This is a genomic window from Clostridium sp. M62/1 (assembly GCF_020736365.1).
Lineage (GTDB): Bacteria > Bacillota > Clostridia > Lachnospirales > Lachnospiraceae > Otoolea > Otoolea saccharolyticum_A.
In genome coordinates, this window is the sequence record NZ_CP085988.1 from 2,473,430 (window position 1) to 2,490,186 (window position 16,757).

General features: G+C 48.6%; 23 protein-coding genes. 3 read left to right on the forward strand and 20 right to left on the reverse strand.

The window, feature by feature from the left end; translation table 11 throughout:
* Positions 1-4: 4 nt before the first annotated feature.
* From LK436_RS11580 to LK436_RS11595, 4 genes are read right to left on the reverse strand one after another with little or no spacing between them, the layout of a single operon-like run.
* Positions 5-1,987 carry a TniQ family protein gene (locus LK436_RS11580; protein WP_008395866.1) on the reverse strand — a complete coding sequence of 661 codons (1,983 nt, stop codon included), beginning with the start codon at positions 1,985-1,987 and terminating at the stop codon, positions 5-7.
* Positions 1,988-3,619: an ATP-binding protein gene (locus LK436_RS11585; protein WP_008395867.1), complete on the reverse strand. Its 1,632-nt coding sequence runs from the start codon at positions 3,617-3,619 to the stop codon at positions 1,988-1,990.
* Between the two features lie 14 nt (positions 3,620-3,633).
* The gene (locus tag LK436_RS11590) at positions 3,634-5,751 is read right to left on the reverse strand and encodes an integrase catalytic domain-containing protein (RefSeq protein WP_008395869.1); all 2,118 of its coding nucleotides are present in this window, start codon (positions 5,749-5,751) and stop codon (positions 3,634-3,636) included.
* Complete coding sequence (locus LK436_RS11595; RefSeq protein ID WP_008395871.1) at positions 5,735-6,469, reverse strand: TnsA endonuclease N-terminal domain-containing protein; 735 nt, start codon at positions 6,467-6,469, stop codon at positions 5,735-5,737. The genes LK436_RS11590 and LK436_RS11595 overlap by 17 nt, the downstream gene beginning before the upstream one ends.
* Positions 6,470-6,832: 363 nt before the next feature.
* On the opposite strand from LK436_RS11595, the gene LK436_RS11600 reads away from it, so the two are divergent.
* On the forward strand, positions 6,833-7,189 hold the full coding sequence (locus LK436_RS11600; protein WP_008395872.1) for a helix-turn-helix domain-containing protein: 357 nt from the start codon (positions 6,833-6,835) through the stop codon (positions 7,187-7,189).
* 6 nt (positions 7,190-7,195) lie between these two features.
* Here the strand turns inward: LK436_RS11600 and LK436_RS11605 are convergent, their stop codons facing one another.
* The 8 genes from LK436_RS11605 to LK436_RS11640 are packed head-to-tail and all read right to left on the reverse strand — an operon-like array spanning position 7,196 to position 11,123.
* Complete coding sequence (locus LK436_RS11605; RefSeq protein WP_008395873.1) at positions 7,196-7,627, reverse strand: hypothetical protein; 432 nt, start codon at positions 7,625-7,627, stop codon at positions 7,196-7,198.
* Between the two features lie 4 nt (positions 7,628-7,631).
* Complete coding sequence (locus LK436_RS11610) at positions 7,632-7,820, reverse strand: hypothetical protein (RefSeq protein ID WP_044930651.1); 189 nt, start codon at positions 7,818-7,820, stop codon at positions 7,632-7,634.
* Positions 7,813-8,478 carry a hypothetical protein gene (locus LK436_RS11615; protein ID WP_044930652.1) on the reverse strand — a complete coding sequence of 222 codons (666 nt, stop codon included), beginning with the start codon at positions 8,476-8,478 and terminating at the stop codon, positions 7,813-7,815. Before LK436_RS11615 ends, LK436_RS11610 begins: the two co-directional genes overlap by 8 nt.
* A 36-nt stretch (positions 8,479-8,514) precedes the next feature.
* Positions 8,515-8,844 carry a hypothetical protein gene (locus tag LK436_RS11620; protein ID WP_008395878.1) on the reverse strand — a complete coding sequence of 110 codons (330 nt, stop codon included), beginning with the start codon at positions 8,842-8,844 and terminating at the stop codon, positions 8,515-8,517.
* An 18-nt stretch (positions 8,845-8,862) separates the two neighbouring features.
* Positions 8,863-9,597, reverse strand: a complete 735-nt coding sequence (locus tag LK436_RS11625) for a hypothetical protein (protein WP_227910046.1) — start codon at positions 9,595-9,597, stop codon at positions 8,863-8,865.
* Between the two features lie 20 nt (positions 9,598-9,617).
* Positions 9,618-10,355, reverse strand: a complete 738-nt coding sequence (locus tag LK436_RS11630) for a hypothetical protein (protein ID WP_008395880.1) — start codon at positions 10,353-10,355, stop codon at positions 9,618-9,620.
* Positions 10,355-10,942, reverse strand: coding sequence for a DUF6718 family protein (locus LK436_RS11635; protein ID WP_008395881.1), 588 nt, complete (start codon positions 10,940-10,942; stop codon positions 10,355-10,357). The genes LK436_RS11630 and LK436_RS11635 overlap by 1 nt, the downstream gene beginning before the upstream one ends.
* On the reverse strand, positions 10,932-11,123 hold the full coding sequence (locus LK436_RS11640; RefSeq protein ID WP_166460510.1) for a helix-turn-helix domain-containing protein: 192 nt from the start codon (positions 11,121-11,123) through the stop codon (positions 10,932-10,934). The genes LK436_RS11635 and LK436_RS11640 overlap by 11 nt, the downstream gene beginning before the upstream one ends.
* Positions 11,124-11,522: 399 nt before the next feature.
* Between LK436_RS11640 and LK436_RS11645 the strand changes: the two genes are divergently transcribed.
* Complete coding sequence (locus tag LK436_RS11645; protein ID WP_008395885.1) at positions 11,523-11,852, forward strand: hypothetical protein; 330 nt, start codon at positions 11,523-11,525, stop codon at positions 11,850-11,852.
* A 152-nt stretch (positions 11,853-12,004) separates the two neighbouring features.
* On the opposite strand, the gene LK436_RS11650 is transcribed toward LK436_RS11645, so the two are convergent.
* Positions 12,005-12,700: a metallophosphoesterase gene (locus LK436_RS11650; protein ID WP_008395886.1), complete on the reverse strand. Its 696-nt coding sequence runs from the start codon at positions 12,698-12,700 to the stop codon at positions 12,005-12,007.
* Positions 12,701-12,733: 33 nt separating this feature from the next.
* Positions 12,734-13,354 (reverse strand): hypothetical protein, encoded by a 621-nt coding sequence (locus LK436_RS11655; protein WP_147594779.1) that lies wholly within the window; start codon positions 13,352-13,354, stop codon positions 12,734-12,736.
* 194 nt (positions 13,355-13,548) lie between these two features.
* On the opposite strand from LK436_RS11655, the gene LK436_RS11660 reads away from it, so the two are divergent.
* Entirely contained in the window at positions 13,549-14,106 is a 558-nt protein-coding gene (locus tag LK436_RS11660) for an RNA 2'-phosphotransferase (RefSeq protein ID WP_416207821.1), read from the forward strand.
* Between the two features lie 88 nt (positions 14,107-14,194).
* Here LK436_RS11660 and LK436_RS11665 read toward each other — a convergent pair whose 3' ends face one another.
* The 6 genes from LK436_RS11665 to LK436_RS11690 form a co-directional block, all read right to left on the reverse strand.
* On the reverse strand, positions 14,195-14,560 hold the full coding sequence (locus tag LK436_RS11665) for a hypothetical protein (RefSeq protein ID WP_008395889.1): 366 nt from the start codon (positions 14,558-14,560) through the stop codon (positions 14,195-14,197).
* A gap of 61 nt (positions 14,561-14,621) precedes the next feature.
* A complete protein-coding gene (locus LK436_RS11670) occupies positions 14,622-14,930 on the reverse strand; it encodes a PF20097 family protein (RefSeq protein ID WP_008395890.1) in 309 nt (102 codons plus the stop codon).
* Positions 14,884-15,033, reverse strand: coding sequence for a hypothetical protein (locus tag LK436_RS11675; protein WP_166460511.1), 150 nt, complete (start codon positions 15,031-15,033; stop codon positions 14,884-14,886). Before LK436_RS11675 ends, LK436_RS11670 begins: the two co-directional genes overlap by 47 nt.
* Positions 15,034-15,068: 35 nt before the next feature.
* Positions 15,069-15,305: a hypothetical protein gene (locus LK436_RS11680; protein WP_044930661.1), complete on the reverse strand. Its 237-nt coding sequence runs from the start codon at positions 15,303-15,305 to the stop codon at positions 15,069-15,071.
* 25 nt (positions 15,306-15,330) lie between these two features.
* Complete coding sequence (locus LK436_RS11685; RefSeq protein WP_008395897.1) at positions 15,331-15,735, reverse strand: hypothetical protein; 405 nt, start codon at positions 15,733-15,735, stop codon at positions 15,331-15,333.
* Positions 15,736-15,788: 53 nt separating this feature from the next.
* The gene (locus LK436_RS11690; protein WP_008395898.1) at positions 15,789-16,658 is read right to left on the reverse strand and encodes a DUF5301 domain-containing protein; all 870 of its coding nucleotides are present in this window, start codon (positions 16,656-16,658) and stop codon (positions 15,789-15,791) included.
* Positions 16,659-16,757 lie beyond the last annotated feature (99 nt).

Consider the following 16,757-nt stretch of genomic DNA (forward strand, 5'->3'; position numbering starts at 1 on the left):
GATGTTACTTTTTATTGTTCTCCGGGGGATACGCCCTTTCTCCCAGGGCATATACCCCCTTTTCCACTCTTTTCAGATAACCGTTGTCATTGAGCCACCGGCAGATACTCCTTCTTGCTCCATGACTGATTCCGGGAAGATCCTCCGCGATCCAGTGCCCTTCCCTTTCACATGTCTCCCTGGCCCGGTCAAACACCGCAAACCGGTCGTTGATCAGCGTTTCCGGCCTGGATGACCGAAAGCGGAATACGGCGGACGGTGTGGGCCGGATCAATTCCTGGATAATAAAGCTTCTGGATTTATGGAATACGGTACCGTCCGCACACCGGACCGTTACCCGGTCTCTTTGGATTTCCTCCACATTGTACAGGCCGTCCGTGCAGTCACGTACCGCCTGCTCCACATATTCCCTCGGCCAATTCACCGGAGTACAGAGCGGACAGCGGTATCCCTCCCGGAAACCGTCCGGCGTTATCGCAAACCAGGTGCCGCAGGACGCATGGCGTACCAGCATCTTGTCCCGGTATCCCCCGTAGGGCGATATCCTGATGTACTCCTTCCCGGTAAGCGCCTCCATGGCCTGGTCAACGGATAAGGACGGCACGTATCGCGGGCTGCAGATACGGCAGGTGAGATTGGGAAGGAAGTACACCGGCTTTACGTCAAAAACCCCGCCGCATTTTTTATGCCTGATCCGTATCTTTCTCCCGGAAGGATCTTCCACGAAGGATTCCGCCAAAAACTCCCGGCGTTTCTTATCAATCAGGTCCTGATATTCGTCCAGACTGAGCACCACTTCACATTTGCAGCGTTTCTCCCCAAACACGATGTCATAAAAATCATCCCTGTAAGCTCCGCAGGTATCATGGATAACCCTGCACGCCTTGATCTTTTCGGGGACATAATCCGTATGGTATTTTCCGTCTCCCAGTCTGGAGAGCATACGGTTGGCAAGTTCTTCCGGAGACAGCTTTTCATCGCAGCTCGGACAGCCAAGTCCCATGAGCAAAGCGTAGGGATGCGTGTAAAATTCACGGCCGCAGCCGCATTTCAGCTTTACGATCACCCCAAAATCGGAAAGGAGTTCAAATCTCCCCTGCAGCTCCGTCCGCAGCGCCCGCTCCTGTCCCGCAGTGTCCGCGCCCATTTCCCGGACCGTAAGATATGTTTCGGCGGCCTGGAGCAGACACTCCCCATCCTTTACCTGCCTCTGGAGAAACAATTCAAACCGATCCATGCCGTTAAAAGCACACTGCATGCCGTACCGTTCCCTGATCCGTTCATATGCCTCCGACACCGCAAGGCCTTCTTTTTGGATTTTATTCTGGACGCTTCGGATAATCTCCGTGAAATCGGTATAGGCCGGTTCCCGGTAAAGCCCCGCCAGGAATCCGCTGCGGAGAATTTCCGTCCTCATCTCCTCCACGGCCTCCTCCCCGTCGGTGCGGAAAACATCTGCCTGTTCCCATAAATCCGCCGCCCTCTCCGTGCGAACCATTTTCAGGGGACATAAATGTTTCGGGCAGATCTTCATTCCGGGTATATGGTGTTCCGCATGGTAATAAGCTTCCCCATACCGTTTTATATCCTCCCTCATGCAGTCCGGACAGAGCTTGAGATAGGGAAGGCTTCTTGTCGTCCTCACGGGCCGGATGAAATTATGGGCGCCGTGCAGGACGGCTTCCATATACCTGGCCTGATGGGAAAAACGCATGAACGGAAGGATGGTCCCCGTCGGCAGCATTTCAAACACCAGACGGCGTATATCCGGAAAGGAACGGAGCCTTATGTTTTCGGCCGCTGCCCGTTCCGCGTCCGTGACATAATCGTATGGGATTTTGGTGCCCCTTCCCGTGCCGTACCCGATGCCAAAGTTGCGGAAAGCAAACCGCCGAAAAGATTCCGGTTCCTCATTATGCCGGTACATGCGCAGCGCAAACCCGTAAAGCAGTTCCCCTTCATATGGCTTTTCACAATAAGACAGCATTTAGATTCCTCCCGCCGCTTTCTTCATGTCTTCCATCAGTTCCTCATCGCTTAAGACCGGTCCGGGACTCTTTTCCTCTTTCTTTCCGGCCCTCTTCTTCCGGCCTGGGATCCTCATTTTTTTCAAAACACCCATCACGGCCTTTGTTTTATCCGATACCGGCAGCTCCGCAAAGCCCTCTTCTTTTTCCGCCTCTTCGTATGCCGCGCTGATCATCGCCTCACTGTAAATGTCAAATACGTTCATAATGCTGCTTCGAACTGCCGCCATGTCCGCAACCCGGCCATAGGATTTTGCATTCAGCATGCCCTTTAACTCCGCTTCCTTCTTTTGATATTCGCTGTTTTCTCCCTCTCCCCGGATGGAAGTGCGGTAATCCAGACGTCCTTTCAGGTTTTTGTCCCTGGACACACGGATCATGGCGCCCATCTTTTCCAGTTCCCTGGTGGTAAGCAGCCCCCTCAGATACTCGCAGTCCATCTTTTCCGGGCAGTTTCGGAGTATGGCGTGTCTCTGGATGGTAAAGCAGATGGTGGTGATCGCGTCAATGGAGCCTCCGGACAGATCCGCAATCAGCTCCGCCGTTCCATCAGAGAACGGAACGGGAATCTCCGTAAACTGATACTGCCACAGTACGGACACCAGCTGCTTCACATATTCCCTCTCCATGCAGTACTCATCCGCCTTTACCGTGATCCCCGCGATGCGCCGGTATATTCTCAGATCCCCGGCGATCTTGTCCATGGCGTCCGGCGTGCCGATACAGCACAGGGCAACCCCGCTGTTCGAGGTTATGGCCAGAAAGTTCTCAAAGGATTTTGCGGAATTTGCCTTGAAGTCCATCTGCTGGATCTCGTCAATGATAATCATGCCTATGGAAAATTTCTTTATGATCTGCGTCATCATATTACTTGCCCGTCCGACATTGCTTGTCTGCTTCGAAAACATTTCGCTGTAATATGAATCCTGGCCCAGGAGGTCATCCATCTGCTGGCCGAACTGTATGAACAGCGCCTTCAGGTTGCTGTTAGCCGGAGCGGTAAGAAGCACGATTGGAATCTGGATATAGGAAACCTCATCCAGTTCATGAATGATAACCTTCGGGAACTTCCGCAGCGTCAGCCGGATGGCCGACGTTTTTCCAGAGCCAGCCGTCCCGATGACGGAAAAGGCGGGAGGGGTGCTCATCAGGTCATTCCGGCGGGAGCACATGGCCGTCGATACCGTATGCCCGTCCAGGACGATCTCTGCAGTCTTCCCGGTCTCCGCAAGCCTGTATTCACGGTTGGCATAGCTGCGGATCAGGCAGTTATGGAGCGTGGACTCAACACTTGCATGAAACGGGAGGGGAAGCCTCACATCCTTGATCCCAAACAGGATCCTCTGCCTTTCTTCCGTCCCCATTTGGGGAACCAGTCGGCTGTCATATCCCGGAAGGGGAACGGCATGGCTTCTGTACAGTCCCTGCATATCCTCTTCTTCCGGAAGAGCGCATATATTGGGATTATTTTCATACCCATCATACATGCGGTACCGTGCCGCCACAACATCGTTTTCATCCAGGAGCCTTGCATCATACTGAGCGGCGTCACGCGAAACATACGAAAGATTAAAATTCCGGATTTTCTTCATCCATATCACCTCCGTTAATTGAATTTTGAGAGTTCTTCCGTCATTTTGAGGAATTCTTCCATGGAAGCGGGCTGCATGGGTGCCTCCTGCCTGATTTCAACGGCAGCCGGCTCCGGAACTTCCGTTTCCGGAAGCAGCAGCTTGCCTTTGGCATCCGCATCCCGCCTTACGAGCTCCCTGCCATCCTCTTTCCGCGCCGCCCGAATCTCCGTGGTCTTGTTTTTCCCTTTGGATTCCGGACTGCCCAAGGCCTTCGCCGCTTTTGCCGCATCCACGATTTTCCGGGTTTCCTTTTTCGCTTCCCGCCTGTACTGGTCATTGATCGGACGGTAGGCCGCCTCATTCTCCTTCTTCATCTCATACAGTTCCAGATATTCTTTCCACGACATTCCCAGGAAGCTCTTCTGCTCATCTCTTAGAAAACTCAGCGGGATCGTGATCAGCCTGCCGTTTTCCATCCGGTAAATCCGGTCCACCAGACGCGGATCGTAGCGGATTCCGGAAATCTTTATCGACTTCTTTTCTTCCCGGTTCATCTTCATGCTCAGTTCCAGAAACCAGCTGCTCTCATCCCAGTAATACAATCCCTTGTAGGAAATGCCTTTCCCCGAAGCACGGAACGGAATATCATTTCTTAACAGGGCGAAATACAGCATGTCCCTGTTTTTATCCGTCACCTGCCTCGGCGATTGGATATTCCGAATGCCGTATTCCCAGATTGCCATGGGGCATTGAACAATTCCGCTTTCGATCATCTCCCTGGTATAGGGATAATTCGGGCGGATCTGGCGGTTAAAATATTTCACGAACTGGTACATCATGCTGCGGCTTTCCTCAATGGTAAGGACTGCCTTTTGCTTGTGATTGGAATTGTACCGTCTGTAGGTCTCTCCCGCATCCACAAGCTGCGATTTCATCAGGGTCTGGAACTGATGGAAAAACTGCTCCACCGTACCTTTAAGGCTTCCGGTAGCCGGTGCAACAAAATGATGGTTAATTCCCATCTCCTTGCACATACGGGAAAACTCCTTTGATTCATACTCCGCGCCATGGTCCGTCCGGATGGAGGTCGGGATAAAGCGGGACGGGAAAAGTTCCGGCGTCAGCTCCACTCCATATCTTGCCGCTTCTTCCGTGTGATCGTCCAGCAGGGTGTACAGAAGATCCGTTATCCCCGTAATGCTGTTATTTTCAAATCCGATCCAGCAGGCCACCAAACAGCAGCTGTACACATCCACCGCGCAGTACATAACGCCCTTCCCAACAAGCTGGCTGCGGTTCCGAAGGGATACGTTGTAATTGTCCAGCTCCACTGCATCGATCTCCAGCATCTGTCCCGGATAATAGACTCCGGACTGAGCGTTTCCTTTGAGCAGCCGATGATTATTGCGTCTTTCCCTGGCATTCATCTTTGCCTGCTTCAAGGTCATGTTATTTTCCTCCAGTCTCCGATTGACGTAGTAATTAAAACGGCGATATGTAGGAGGTGCCAGTGCCGTATTTTCAAAATGCTCCGCTACCATTTCATCATATACGGCCTGTATCGTCAGCTTTTCGCTGCTGTTCAGGAACTGGGCAAAATACTCATCATAAATTGATTTTAATTTTTCATCGTTCTCTATACGATTGGGATCATAGTATTTTGGTTTTGCGCCGCGAAGCTTAACCATTGAACAACCGCTATGGTCAATCATTTTCCTTCGATCCATCAAGGAGTATTCATTTCTTCCTGACTGAAGATATTCCCTTACTTTTTTTCGGACATACTTAGGAGTACAGATAAATTGATCAATCAGTTTTAACAGTTCCGGTTTTGTCCTTTTCTTTGCCAGGTCATCCCAGTTCGGGTACAATTTATCCAACATATCTTCAATATAGTCCCGCTTCATCCGAATACTCGCTTTTTCATCGTCGGTAAGGTGTTCAATGGGATATCGTGCTTCCTCACTTGTATCAATTACAGCTTCATCCCTATTGAGAAAAGCGGAAAGGACCGTCTCATGCTCCCATTTGAAAATCATCTTATCCACGTTCATTTCTATCATCAGAATAAGTCCCCTGTGTTTGATCAGAATACGGTAAAGTTTTCCAAACAGGACAATTCTGTCGCCAATTTTAATTTCCTTCAGCATAATATCCCTCCAGTCGGATTTGTCCGGTATTCCCATCCCGCAGAGCCATCCGGTATCTGGCCTTTATATCGGGAAGCTCCCTGCACAATCTTGCATAGGGAACAGGACCGTTTTCCATATCAATACGGATTTTCTTGTGAGCCACCAGATATTTAAGCATATCCTCCTCACTGTTTACAAAGCGGGGATCATAAAATGCCATTGCCGCTTCCACGTTGCGGGTATATACCGGATTCAGATCGGTTCGGAACACGATTTTAAACTCTGCCCCGTGTCGTCTCCAATACTCCTGTTCTATCTTCTGCCGTTCCAGAATGCGCCTCTGCTTCCTGGGTTCGAGGTTGGGCTGAAAGAGCGCGGATCGGTCTGATTTTACGCTGTATGCGGTCATATTCCCATTCTCATACTCCACGAGCAGATCCGTACTCAGGATATGGGAAGGTCTTCGAAATTCAAATTCCGTACAAATTTCCGCGACGATCTCCGGCGCCAGCATCATCTGTTCCCTAATCTCTTTAACCCCATCCCAGAATCGGATTATCCAGAACAGCTCTGCCTCTCCCTGGGATAACAGTTCCACTTTTCGTCCGGCAATCGGATCATAAACGCTTACCGCCGTTCCGATGCTGCCAGACTCCCTTGCCAAAATGAATCCCGTATAATCCGGTCCTTCGCCCAGACATCTCTTTTCATCCAGCTTCGTTTTATCGCTTTTCACATTATCATCTCCTGCAAAGTTATCTATGGTAATTATGGACCGTCCCCTTGATTCCTTTCTTTCAGTCTTTCTAAAAAAATTTCTGCGTCATCTGCGATCCAATCATTTTTATTTTTGCACGCTTTCATATTGACTGTATATAATTTAATATTTTGATTTTAGTAAATACTGAGTATTTGTCAATTCCAAAATTTCTTATACTTTTCCCACAGATAAATGATTTATGACTGTTTTTCTTTTATTTGTATGTCTAATTTTATATCATATAGTCTTAGACTGTATTATCATTAAAATTTAAAACAGATGCTATACATTTTCCTCTTGCCATGGTAATCTATTTTTATATTAGGGGGCTACAATGATATGGAAATCAATAAAACACTAATGATGGAACGGTTGAAAAAACTGCGGCAGGAAAAAGGATTCAGTCAAATGGAAGCGTCCGATTATGTCGGTGCCGGCACGGGCACCTGGCAGCAATGGGAAATCGGTCAGCGCATACCTCGCGATATCGCCATAATCGCCATTGCCGCCAAGTATAACGTGAATGTCGGCTATATCTGCGGGACGACGGACCAGCGCCTTCCGGATCTGGTAACCATTCCCCGCAATCAGCTGGAAGAAGGGGATTGGGAAGCCATACAGCAGTATTTGCAGCTTACCCAAGAAGAGAAACTGTTTGTTCAGCAGGTGCTTGAATTTGTCAGGCAGCACCGATAGCATGCATCAGAAACGCTGTGGAATCTCATATGGAGCTTCTGCGTAATTTTCGTACTCTGCTTCTATATGTGGATCGCTATCATAGGGAATATGCCGGGAGCGGCAGGCATACATCGCCATGCAGCCGGCATATTCCGCTCCGGCCAGTACTCCGTCCTCATAGACCGGCTGTACTGCCGTTCCGATCGCTGTCTGCTGATCCCAGTCACGTTCCAGCAATTCCGGCAGTTCTTCTTTAATCCCAAGGAGCTGCAATGCCTCATCCATCGATCCGACACGCTCCGCATATTCACAGGCGATCGCCAGCATTTTTTCGTACTCCCGGTTTTCAAGCATTCTTTGACAGATTTTCTTTAATTCTTCCTTCAAGCCTTCGTAAAATGCCGCATGGTATGCAAATGGTACAAGATCAAAATACAGGTTTTTCAGTGCTGACATACAATCACTCCTTTTTTCGTTCAGTAGCCGCCTCAAATTCCTCGTCCGGTTCAAAGCCCGTACCAAGGAACATGACAAAATTAATATGGCTGCGGATTTTATCCCTTTTCGCTTCATATTCGGCCATGTTGCGGACTCCCATCTTTTCTAATTGCGCCAACGTCAACGGATTCTTAGTCGGAAAATCAGACATCTCCATCACCTCCTCTGTCTTTCGTGTCGCGAATCAGCAGCGTGCATCCCGGTGCTATTACGTTTTCCTGTGCTTTTACCGCTACTTTTATTGGTTGTGTTCCTGCATTTAAAATGTACGTGTCAAAAGTTTGCATCCACGAGTAGAATTCGACTCTGTCTGAGAACGGAAAATAACGATAGTCAATAGCCTGTCTTGTCTTACCTGTAAGACATCCTATAAGCACCGAGTCGCAAAACGTTCCAATATGTACAGTCGGAATTCTAATTTCTATGTTTTCACCACCGCAGCGAAAAGTTGCTCCAATATAGTAATATTCTGCTTCGCTATCCAGGACAATCAATACCCCATCTCTTTGTCCGGGCACCTCAAGCCGCCTTTCATACGTCTCTCGCAGTTCCTCGAAATTGGGAAAATAGCGCTTTCCAGGTTCATCAAACAAATGGAAGAAGGCTTCATTAAGTCTACAATAATATTCTGAATTTTTTGTTTTGATAATCGCCGTATCATTAACAATTGTTACCGTAGATATTGCGGATGTGTGGATCTTTATCCCGTCCGCAAGGCGCTGATGGCCATGGACAATCCCGTGGGCAATGCAGCCTTTCCACTCTCCTTTTCTGACTGCCGTAATATACCAGTATTTCAATGTTTTCATTTCGAACCACCTCATATAAATCTCAAAGTGTAATGTCTAAATACGATCCACATCAAGTTTTGCTCCACAAGCACACCTGATCTCCGTCAGCATGCCGATTGAGGTCGGTGTAAAACGGTATTCATAACCGCCTCCGATGCAGCCATAATACTGGCTGCCATCCGGTTTCCGATACTTGCATTTATGTGTCTTCTGCCAATGTCTAATCCGTTCCCATTCGCTGGCATCAAATCCAAATGTCATCCCGATTTTATCGGTTATTCCTTCTTCGCCTCGGCCAGCAGGCCTCTTCTGTTTTCTTGGATTCCGTTTTAATTTTCCAAAGATCATTACTTTAAAAATACTTTTTACCTTCCTGGATTTCATAAGCAATCTGTCCTTTCCCTAGTCCATCAGTCTTCCGTATTCGTCCAGTTCGATCTCCTTAACACGTTCCCTGCCCTTGTAATAACCGATATACCACGGCTCCTGCGGTGATACATACACGATCCGCCATTGGGTCCAATAATTGTCCCGTATCACCACCGCACGGGTTTTACAGCGGCAGATGGCCGTGTTCTCCCCTTCTCTTATCTGCGAATATAAATAGTCTTCCAGTTCAGCCATGGAGAACGGTGACTGATCTTCCAGCTCCAGAAAAAAACGGGCCAGCCGGATCCGGTCTTCCGTCTTTTGGGGACACTCTGTGCCAAATTGTGACGGGACAATCGGGGCCTCTTCATACTCCGTAAAGATTGCGACCGGAACGCTGTCATCGTAATGCTCTTCATCATTGTCCCGCATTTCCTTCAAAAACCTCGCCGACTCCCTTACGGCGGATTCCCGCCAGCTCCTGATTTTTTTTGCCTCCAGTGCCCTCTCCGCTTGGGCATATGCCTTCTCATATATCTGCATTTTCATGATATCGGCTTCATACTTTTTCTCGAACAGATTATACTCGTCATCCGTGCAATCCTTTCCCAGCTCCTTCAGAGCCGCCAGGATCTCGTCCGTAATGTCCGGACAATACTTGCGCACCCGTTCCTCTCCCAACTGATCCAGAATCGTTTTCAAGGCACCGACAGCAAAACTGATACTGTACCCCTCAAGCCACAATGCATCCAATAATGTATCGCTCATTCCTATTTCCCTTTCAAAAATCATATTGACTCCGACTCCATATGTGATACGCGTCCATATGGATCCATACGGACTCTAACAACTGTCTCATGTCCCCGCCTATACTGGATATACCAGGGATTATTTCTGGATACATATTCAATTTTCCACAAAGCCGGAACCTCGCCTGTAATAACCACATGATTTCCGGATCGGAGTACGGTGCCTTTCGGACAATCGCTCAAACCTCTCTCTGCTTCCTCTTTGGAGCTCCATTGTTGATTTTGCCTCCGAAGGAAATGTTTTGCCAGTCGTATCCTTACTTCCGTATTTTTCAGCTCATCTTTTTTAAACCCCTTCGGAAGGATATAATCCCTACCGACAGAAGAATACAACGCAATCGGCACTTTTCTTTTAAGGGCCTTTTTCGTAACTTTGGCTTCATCTGCAGTAACCAGGAACCCGGCAGCCTCATTCATGAGGCTTTTTACAGCTTCCTGCTCTTCTTCTTCCCTGAGGGCCTGCCTGGCTTCTTCTCCCAATTCTTTATACATATCCGTTTCCACCAGGATTCCTTGATATTTTTTTGTAAAAGCTCTATCTGCCTCAAAACTCTTTCCGGCATTTCGTAAATCTTCCAGCATTTCATCCGTTGCACCTGGGCAAAGCTTCCTGACATTTTTCTCCCCTTCGATTGTCATAACTATCTTAAGTTCTGACAGGATTCGTCCCAACTTATAGCCATGGATCCACATGCTGTCATACATTGAGTCTCCCATTACTCCCCATCCCCTTTTCTTTCCATATAGCCCTCCAGCGCACCATCCAGCAAGTCTAACGAGAGCGTGAAGGTATATGGCCCATACTCCCCATACGCCTCCGGCCGGCTGATCACATAGATTTCGACCCCTTTATCTGTCCATTTTCTCGCAAAATCAATCAGCTGTTTTCGATCCTGTACCTGTGCCGAGAAGCATCCGTCCCTGCCCGGTATGATCGCCACCGCAAAGCAGCTTCTCTTATCTTTTTTGTCCGTCTTTTTAGAGAGTTCTTCACTGTCTACCACATACATGTCGAGGAACCCGGCATCTCGCAAATATGAAATCCCATCCAGGATTCCAGCAACATATGTAAGGGTCAGCTCGCACTCATTGGCCTCCATCCGTTTCTCCAACATTCTTTCGATGGTTTCCTTATGTTCCTCTGGCAGCGGCAGGTCCATGTACTTTTTATCCGCCTCACAGACTGCTTCCACTTTCTCTTTGTGCAGATCCCAGCCCACACCATACACATGTACCCGTTTCTCCCGCAGGGCCGTCCCCAGCTGCAACAGCGTGTCATACAGTTTTTCCTTCTCAGTCATCATCCTTTTCCTCCTCAACAGCCAATATTTCATCGATTTTTACGTTCAGGATCTGGCTTAACCCGTGCAGATGAGTTACCGACGGCAGGTTGACCCCATGCAGCCACTTGTAGACTGCCTGACACGAGTCGATTTCCAGCCAATTCTGGAGCTGCGTGACCGTTATCCCCCGGTCTATCATCATCTGCCGGATCTGCATTCCGGTCCGCTTCTTTGAAATTTTCCTGATTTTCCTTATCCTGACCCCATCCGCCGTACCCTCCTTTTCTCCCGAAAAAACAAAAAAGGCACAGCAGATACTGTCCACTCAAGGACATAATATCTACTGCGCCTATTGGCGTTCTACATATCCAATATTTGCTTTTCTTTATACTTTAAGTTTAATGGATGCCCATCCGATTGTCAATGACTTTTTGCTTTTTTTACCCATTTTTCAGAGCCTTTCCGGCTAAATCTGTCATCTTGATTCTTCCGCGATACATCCTTCCCCATAATCTTTACAGATAGATACCAGGACAAGGCATGGAGCGTATCAATTCCGGCCTGTCCTCTTTTTATTTTCACATATGGAAGGAGGAATCCCATGGAACGGCATACCTATTACCCCGTTGAGAATCTCATCACATTAAAAGCGGAGAACAATGCCCTCTTTTCCCAGATGCTTGCAGTCACCGGACGGGTTTATCGTCTCTGCCAGCCGGCGGAAACAGCCATTGCGGCTGCGGTTACATTCATGGACGTCGCGGAATACCTGGATCTGCTGGATTCCCTTGCGGAGCTGCTTCATGGCATAAACCAGTTTTTTAAGAAGCAGACCGGCAGACCGTTTTTTAACCGTATCCCCGATTATAACCGGTGGTGCGTCAAAATAGCGGTTGCTGCCGCGCTGTATCAGGAGGCGTCTGCACTGTAAGGCCGGACCCAGGCGGTGCCGTAAAGTCATCCGTTATGGAGGCTTTGCGGCACTCTCTTTTTATAGGTTCCATATTTTCATTTATTCCTTATGATTCCATATAGGTGGCATTTTATACTTATTGGTCTTCACTACACGGGTCTCTTAAATTTTCAGTTAAACAGCCGTATGTCATGAAATAGGAACGTCAGTTTATCAATCCGCTTATTGATATGCCAGTGCCCACAGTACCATTCCTTATAATCCAGCTTGTCCTCGATCGTGTCAAGCCAGTTTTCCGTAGACTTATCCACCTTGGACTGGTCAATCCCCGGCATGAAATGCTCCACCGGCTCGTATTTGCGGGGGCAGGTATGGGACAGTACCGCATCCACCTTCCAGCCGGCTTTATCCAATTGTTGTTCCACATACTCCTTAGTCTCATCGGAAGGCTGTTCGTCCGGAAACCAGCGATACCCCATCCGCAGCCGGTATTCCTTGTCCACGCTGTAGGCCCCGCCGATTGCCAATACGTCCTTCCCGCCAAGCCGGTAAATCTCCCCGTCCTTTGCAAACAGCAGGTTCGGGAATCGTTCTTCCTGATATACCATTCCGCCGTTCCATGGGATCAGCCTGTACCCCTCCACTGTCGCAGGCCGCATTTCGTGGTTTCCGTGTATCATCAGATAGGTCATCCGGGTGCGGGATACGCCTGTTTTTCTGGCAATGTCCCGTTCGTCGCCAAAGTAATTCAATCCCGCATCACCCAGTACGATCATAACATCGTCCCGCTTTGTACCCATAACAGAGCAGAAGTCTCCAATCTGCCGGAAATCCCCGTGAGTATCTCCTGTAACATATACCGCCATTGTGTCGCCGCCTCCAATCTGCTCAGCTATCCTCTAATCCCACAGGTCGTAAAACCATTTCGAAAACAGGTCAAATGCCTTATTCTTGCATTCTTCCCTGTATTGTTCCAGTTTCTTCTCTTCTTCGTCATATCTCTTGCAGAGTTCTTTATATTCCGGCAGTTCGCGCATGCCGTGGTAGGTAATGACATTCTGCTCGCTGTCACGTTTCCGCTCTTCCGGCGTCCTCAGTTTCTCCCCAAGCAGCCCGTATTTGTCCATAAACAGCGAAAATGCCTTGGAATGCTCTTCTTCATATGGATTTTTGCACCTGCACTGTCTTTCATCCGCCTCCCGGAACAGAAAAATCATTTCATCCAGGATCCGATCCCACTCGCCGTGGCAGGTATCATTGACCAGGAACCCTTCCTCATTTTGGTAATTCTCTCCCAGTATGCCGGGGCTTCCGTGACGGCATTTCTTATATTCCTCCAGCATATCCGGGACGACATCCAGGAACCAGTCCCGGATGCTCCACAGATCCTTTCCGCAGTATCCTTTCGTAATCCTTTGTCTGCAGCAGCGCAGATCCAGACGGAACTGCCTCACGATTGCCTTCCAGTCCTTTTTGTATTTGTACCATCGGTAAGGCTCCCGGTCCCAAACATTTCTCATTTGGCGCTCACTCTCTTTCTGTAACCTGGTAAATACCATCATTATACTATAAATGGGCGCAAAATACATTGAACCACAGGTTGAATTGTCGCTGTCGCTGTGGATTCATAAGCACCGGAATGCTTCACAGGAATACTTGATTTTGGATCCATCGCCGGGTAGAATACCCCTATAGAATCAATCGAAAGGAAGTGATCACCGTGAATCTGACTGCCATCAGCCGCTATATCAGCCTGATCCTGCGCCATAAGCCGGAAGTCATCGGCATTACCCTGAACGAACACGGGTGGGCCGACGTAAATGCGCTGATCCGGGGGATTAGGGAAACCAGGGAACCCGCCTTCTCCAAGGAACTGCTGGACGAAATCGTCCGCACCGACAGCAAACAGCGCTATGCTTACAATGAAGACCATTCATTGATCCGGGCCAGCCAGGGCCACTCCATTCCCGTGGATGTGGAGCTGACGCAGGCCATGCCGCCGGAGTTCCTCTGGCACGGCACAGGGGAGAAATATACGGCTTCCATTGAGAAAACCGGCCTGATCCCCAAAAGCCGGCTTTACGTCCATCTTTCCAAGGATATGGATACAGCCATTGCCGTAGGAAAACGGCATGGAAAACCTGTTGTTTATCAGGTCAGCGCTGGGCGTATGGCGCGGGCCGGTTACGCCTTCTATCTTTCCGCAAACGGTGTATGGTTGACAAAGGAAGTTCCCACAGAATTTTTTCAAAGACTTCCGCAGGAAATTTAAACCGGCTATAAAAAAGATACGGGAGCTGCATCCGCGCTGCTCCCGCACCTTTTTGCTTCCAGTATGCTATGATTCCGCTTATCAGCCATCACTCTGATTCGGAAACAGCGGCAAACTCTGCATATCCCGTCTCATATTCCACATAAATTGTGGACGTATCATTGGAAACATATATCTTCTGACCCACCTCAACACGGCTTCCGCACCAATCCTCCGCAGGTTCCTGTCTATTGTCTACTTCTTTTACTTCGCCAACCTGCTCATAACCATCCGGAAGTGGATGATCAAATCCATCCGCCGTATAGAAATAAATTACCCCATTGTACATAATCTGCGGACGCTGCACCTCTCCGGATGGATACCCGGTCGGAGTCGGTTCATCATGATTGGGGTTACAGCCGCTTAAGCCGAGCAGGCAAAGCATGATCAAAAGAATTTCTATTCTCTTTTTCATACGATTGATTCCTCCAGAATGTCTAATTTGTGAACCGTCTTATTCCCAGGTAAATAGAAAATCAAAAGCGAGATGTACCGTTCTTATAATCAAATAAAATCAGGCCGCACTCTTTACAGATAAAGCCTGGAAAATCTGTTCCCGTAAATGCCTTTCGGGCAATCATAACATCATCCTCACACTCAGGATTTAATGAAATTTTATGTTTTCTTTTGTTAAATGCGACAATCTTCGATGTCTGTAAATAACCCGGCTTCATATCTTTTCCACACTTAGGACATTTCATCAGCATTACTCCTTTTTGCTCATCAATGAACTGTGAGCTAGTTGTTTTTCTCTTTCCAAAAACACCCCATAGAAATAATTCCAAAACCTACAACTCCCAGCGTATAAGCCCAAAAATTATTTGTGCTAAGTGCAATTCCTAATAAAATAATACCAATACCCAACAATTCAATTCTGATGCCTTTCATAACGCAACACCTCCGTATTTTAATTTATGCTATTTTCATTCACCCTTTTTCACTTTTTCCCTAATCATGACCTTCACAAGCATCGCCGCTAAAATAATCGCGCCTGATACGATGCCAAACAGCAGGATAGCCGTGTACCATGGTGCGGATGACACCGCATAAATCTCAGGATGCGTCGTATAATCCCAGTATGTATAAACGCTTCTTGCCAAAAACACTCCGATAAACGCCCCAATCAGACAGTTTAAAAATGTATTGAGTTTATTCCACATAGAGTCCCGCTCCCTTAAACAACCATCAGCCCTCAAAATCATCGTCCAGCAGCTGCACCTTCAAGACTTCCTGGATCCCGGCTGGAGATGTTTCCTGTACCAGTCCCGTAAAGGTAATCGAAATGTTGTCACCCTCTTCCAGGTCTTTGGGGCTGATCCTCGTCCCTCGCCACAGATAAGAGGTCTCTTCCATTACGGGAAATGTAAATCTGCCCCTGAAATTAATATCATTGATCTCCATGCCCTGGACCGTTATGGAACTGTCGGTAATGTCGGTAATGGCCGCGTAGAACGTCTCGGTCTCATAACTGACTGCCGCACGTTCCATCCGGTCATACGCCGTCTTATATCCGATCAGATATGCTCCGACAGCAATAAAAATCATTAAAACTGCTGTGCCGGCATAACGCATTGTTTTTCCATTCATCATGTCCACCCCGCTTTTGCGTTTCCTATCCTGATATTCACGTCGATTAAAAGCGGTCAGTCCGCCTGCGCATCCGTTTCCTCTGTCCTGGAAATTCCGCTTTCATCCAGCAGATCCGCCGGGACGGCACTGATGCACGCCTGCTCTTCTTCACTTAAACCATTATACCACGCAAGCCACCGGAGGGTATCCTCCGACAGTCCGCTTTTATCATGCCATCTTCCCGCAAAATAAACCCGATTGTCGTCCACGTACCGCCGCTCAAATACCAGCCATTTGCCATCCATGCACACTTCCAGGGTTCCTTCCTCCGGCCCCCACTGATATCCATACCCGGTGCCGAAATTGGACTGGTTGTTTTCAGACGGCACTTCCGTCCGCTCCACCGCAGATGTGATCTCGCCGTCCATGACGCCGCATCGGCCCGTAACCGTGCTTTCCCTTCCGGTGTCATAATACATCGCCCCGCCCGCCATAACCATGGGAATCCTGTCATTTAGCGGCGCTTCCCCTGATTTCAGCAGACTGTCCAAAAGCTCGCCAAGGGCTGGGGCCGGCTTGTAGATCCCCTGGTAGGACTGCTCCACATAATCCGTGCCTTCCGTTTCGTAATAGAAAATCGTGTAAACACGGCCTTCGGTATCTTCAAAATGAATGGATGTATATGCATCCGCCTGCGGGACATCCTGCACAGACTGCAGGTTTGTTGGTTCCATGTCCGCCAGAATGGAAAGCAGTTCGCCGATCTGTTCCCGGTTCCCGCAGTCCGCAGCCACTCCATCCCGCTCCACGGAAACCGTCCGCACCTGTTCCTCCGGCGGCAGCACGGCAGGTTCCGCCGCGGGAGACGGACTGCAGGCGGAGATTACTGCCACACAAGCCATCCACATCATTCCGATAAATCCTTTTTTTAATCCATGACTCATAACGCCCGCCTCCCCCGTAATGCAATCTTCAACGTCCGGTTCCTTTAATAAAACTATACCATATTCCGGCGCTCCGTGTATTACTTATGCCTTACATTT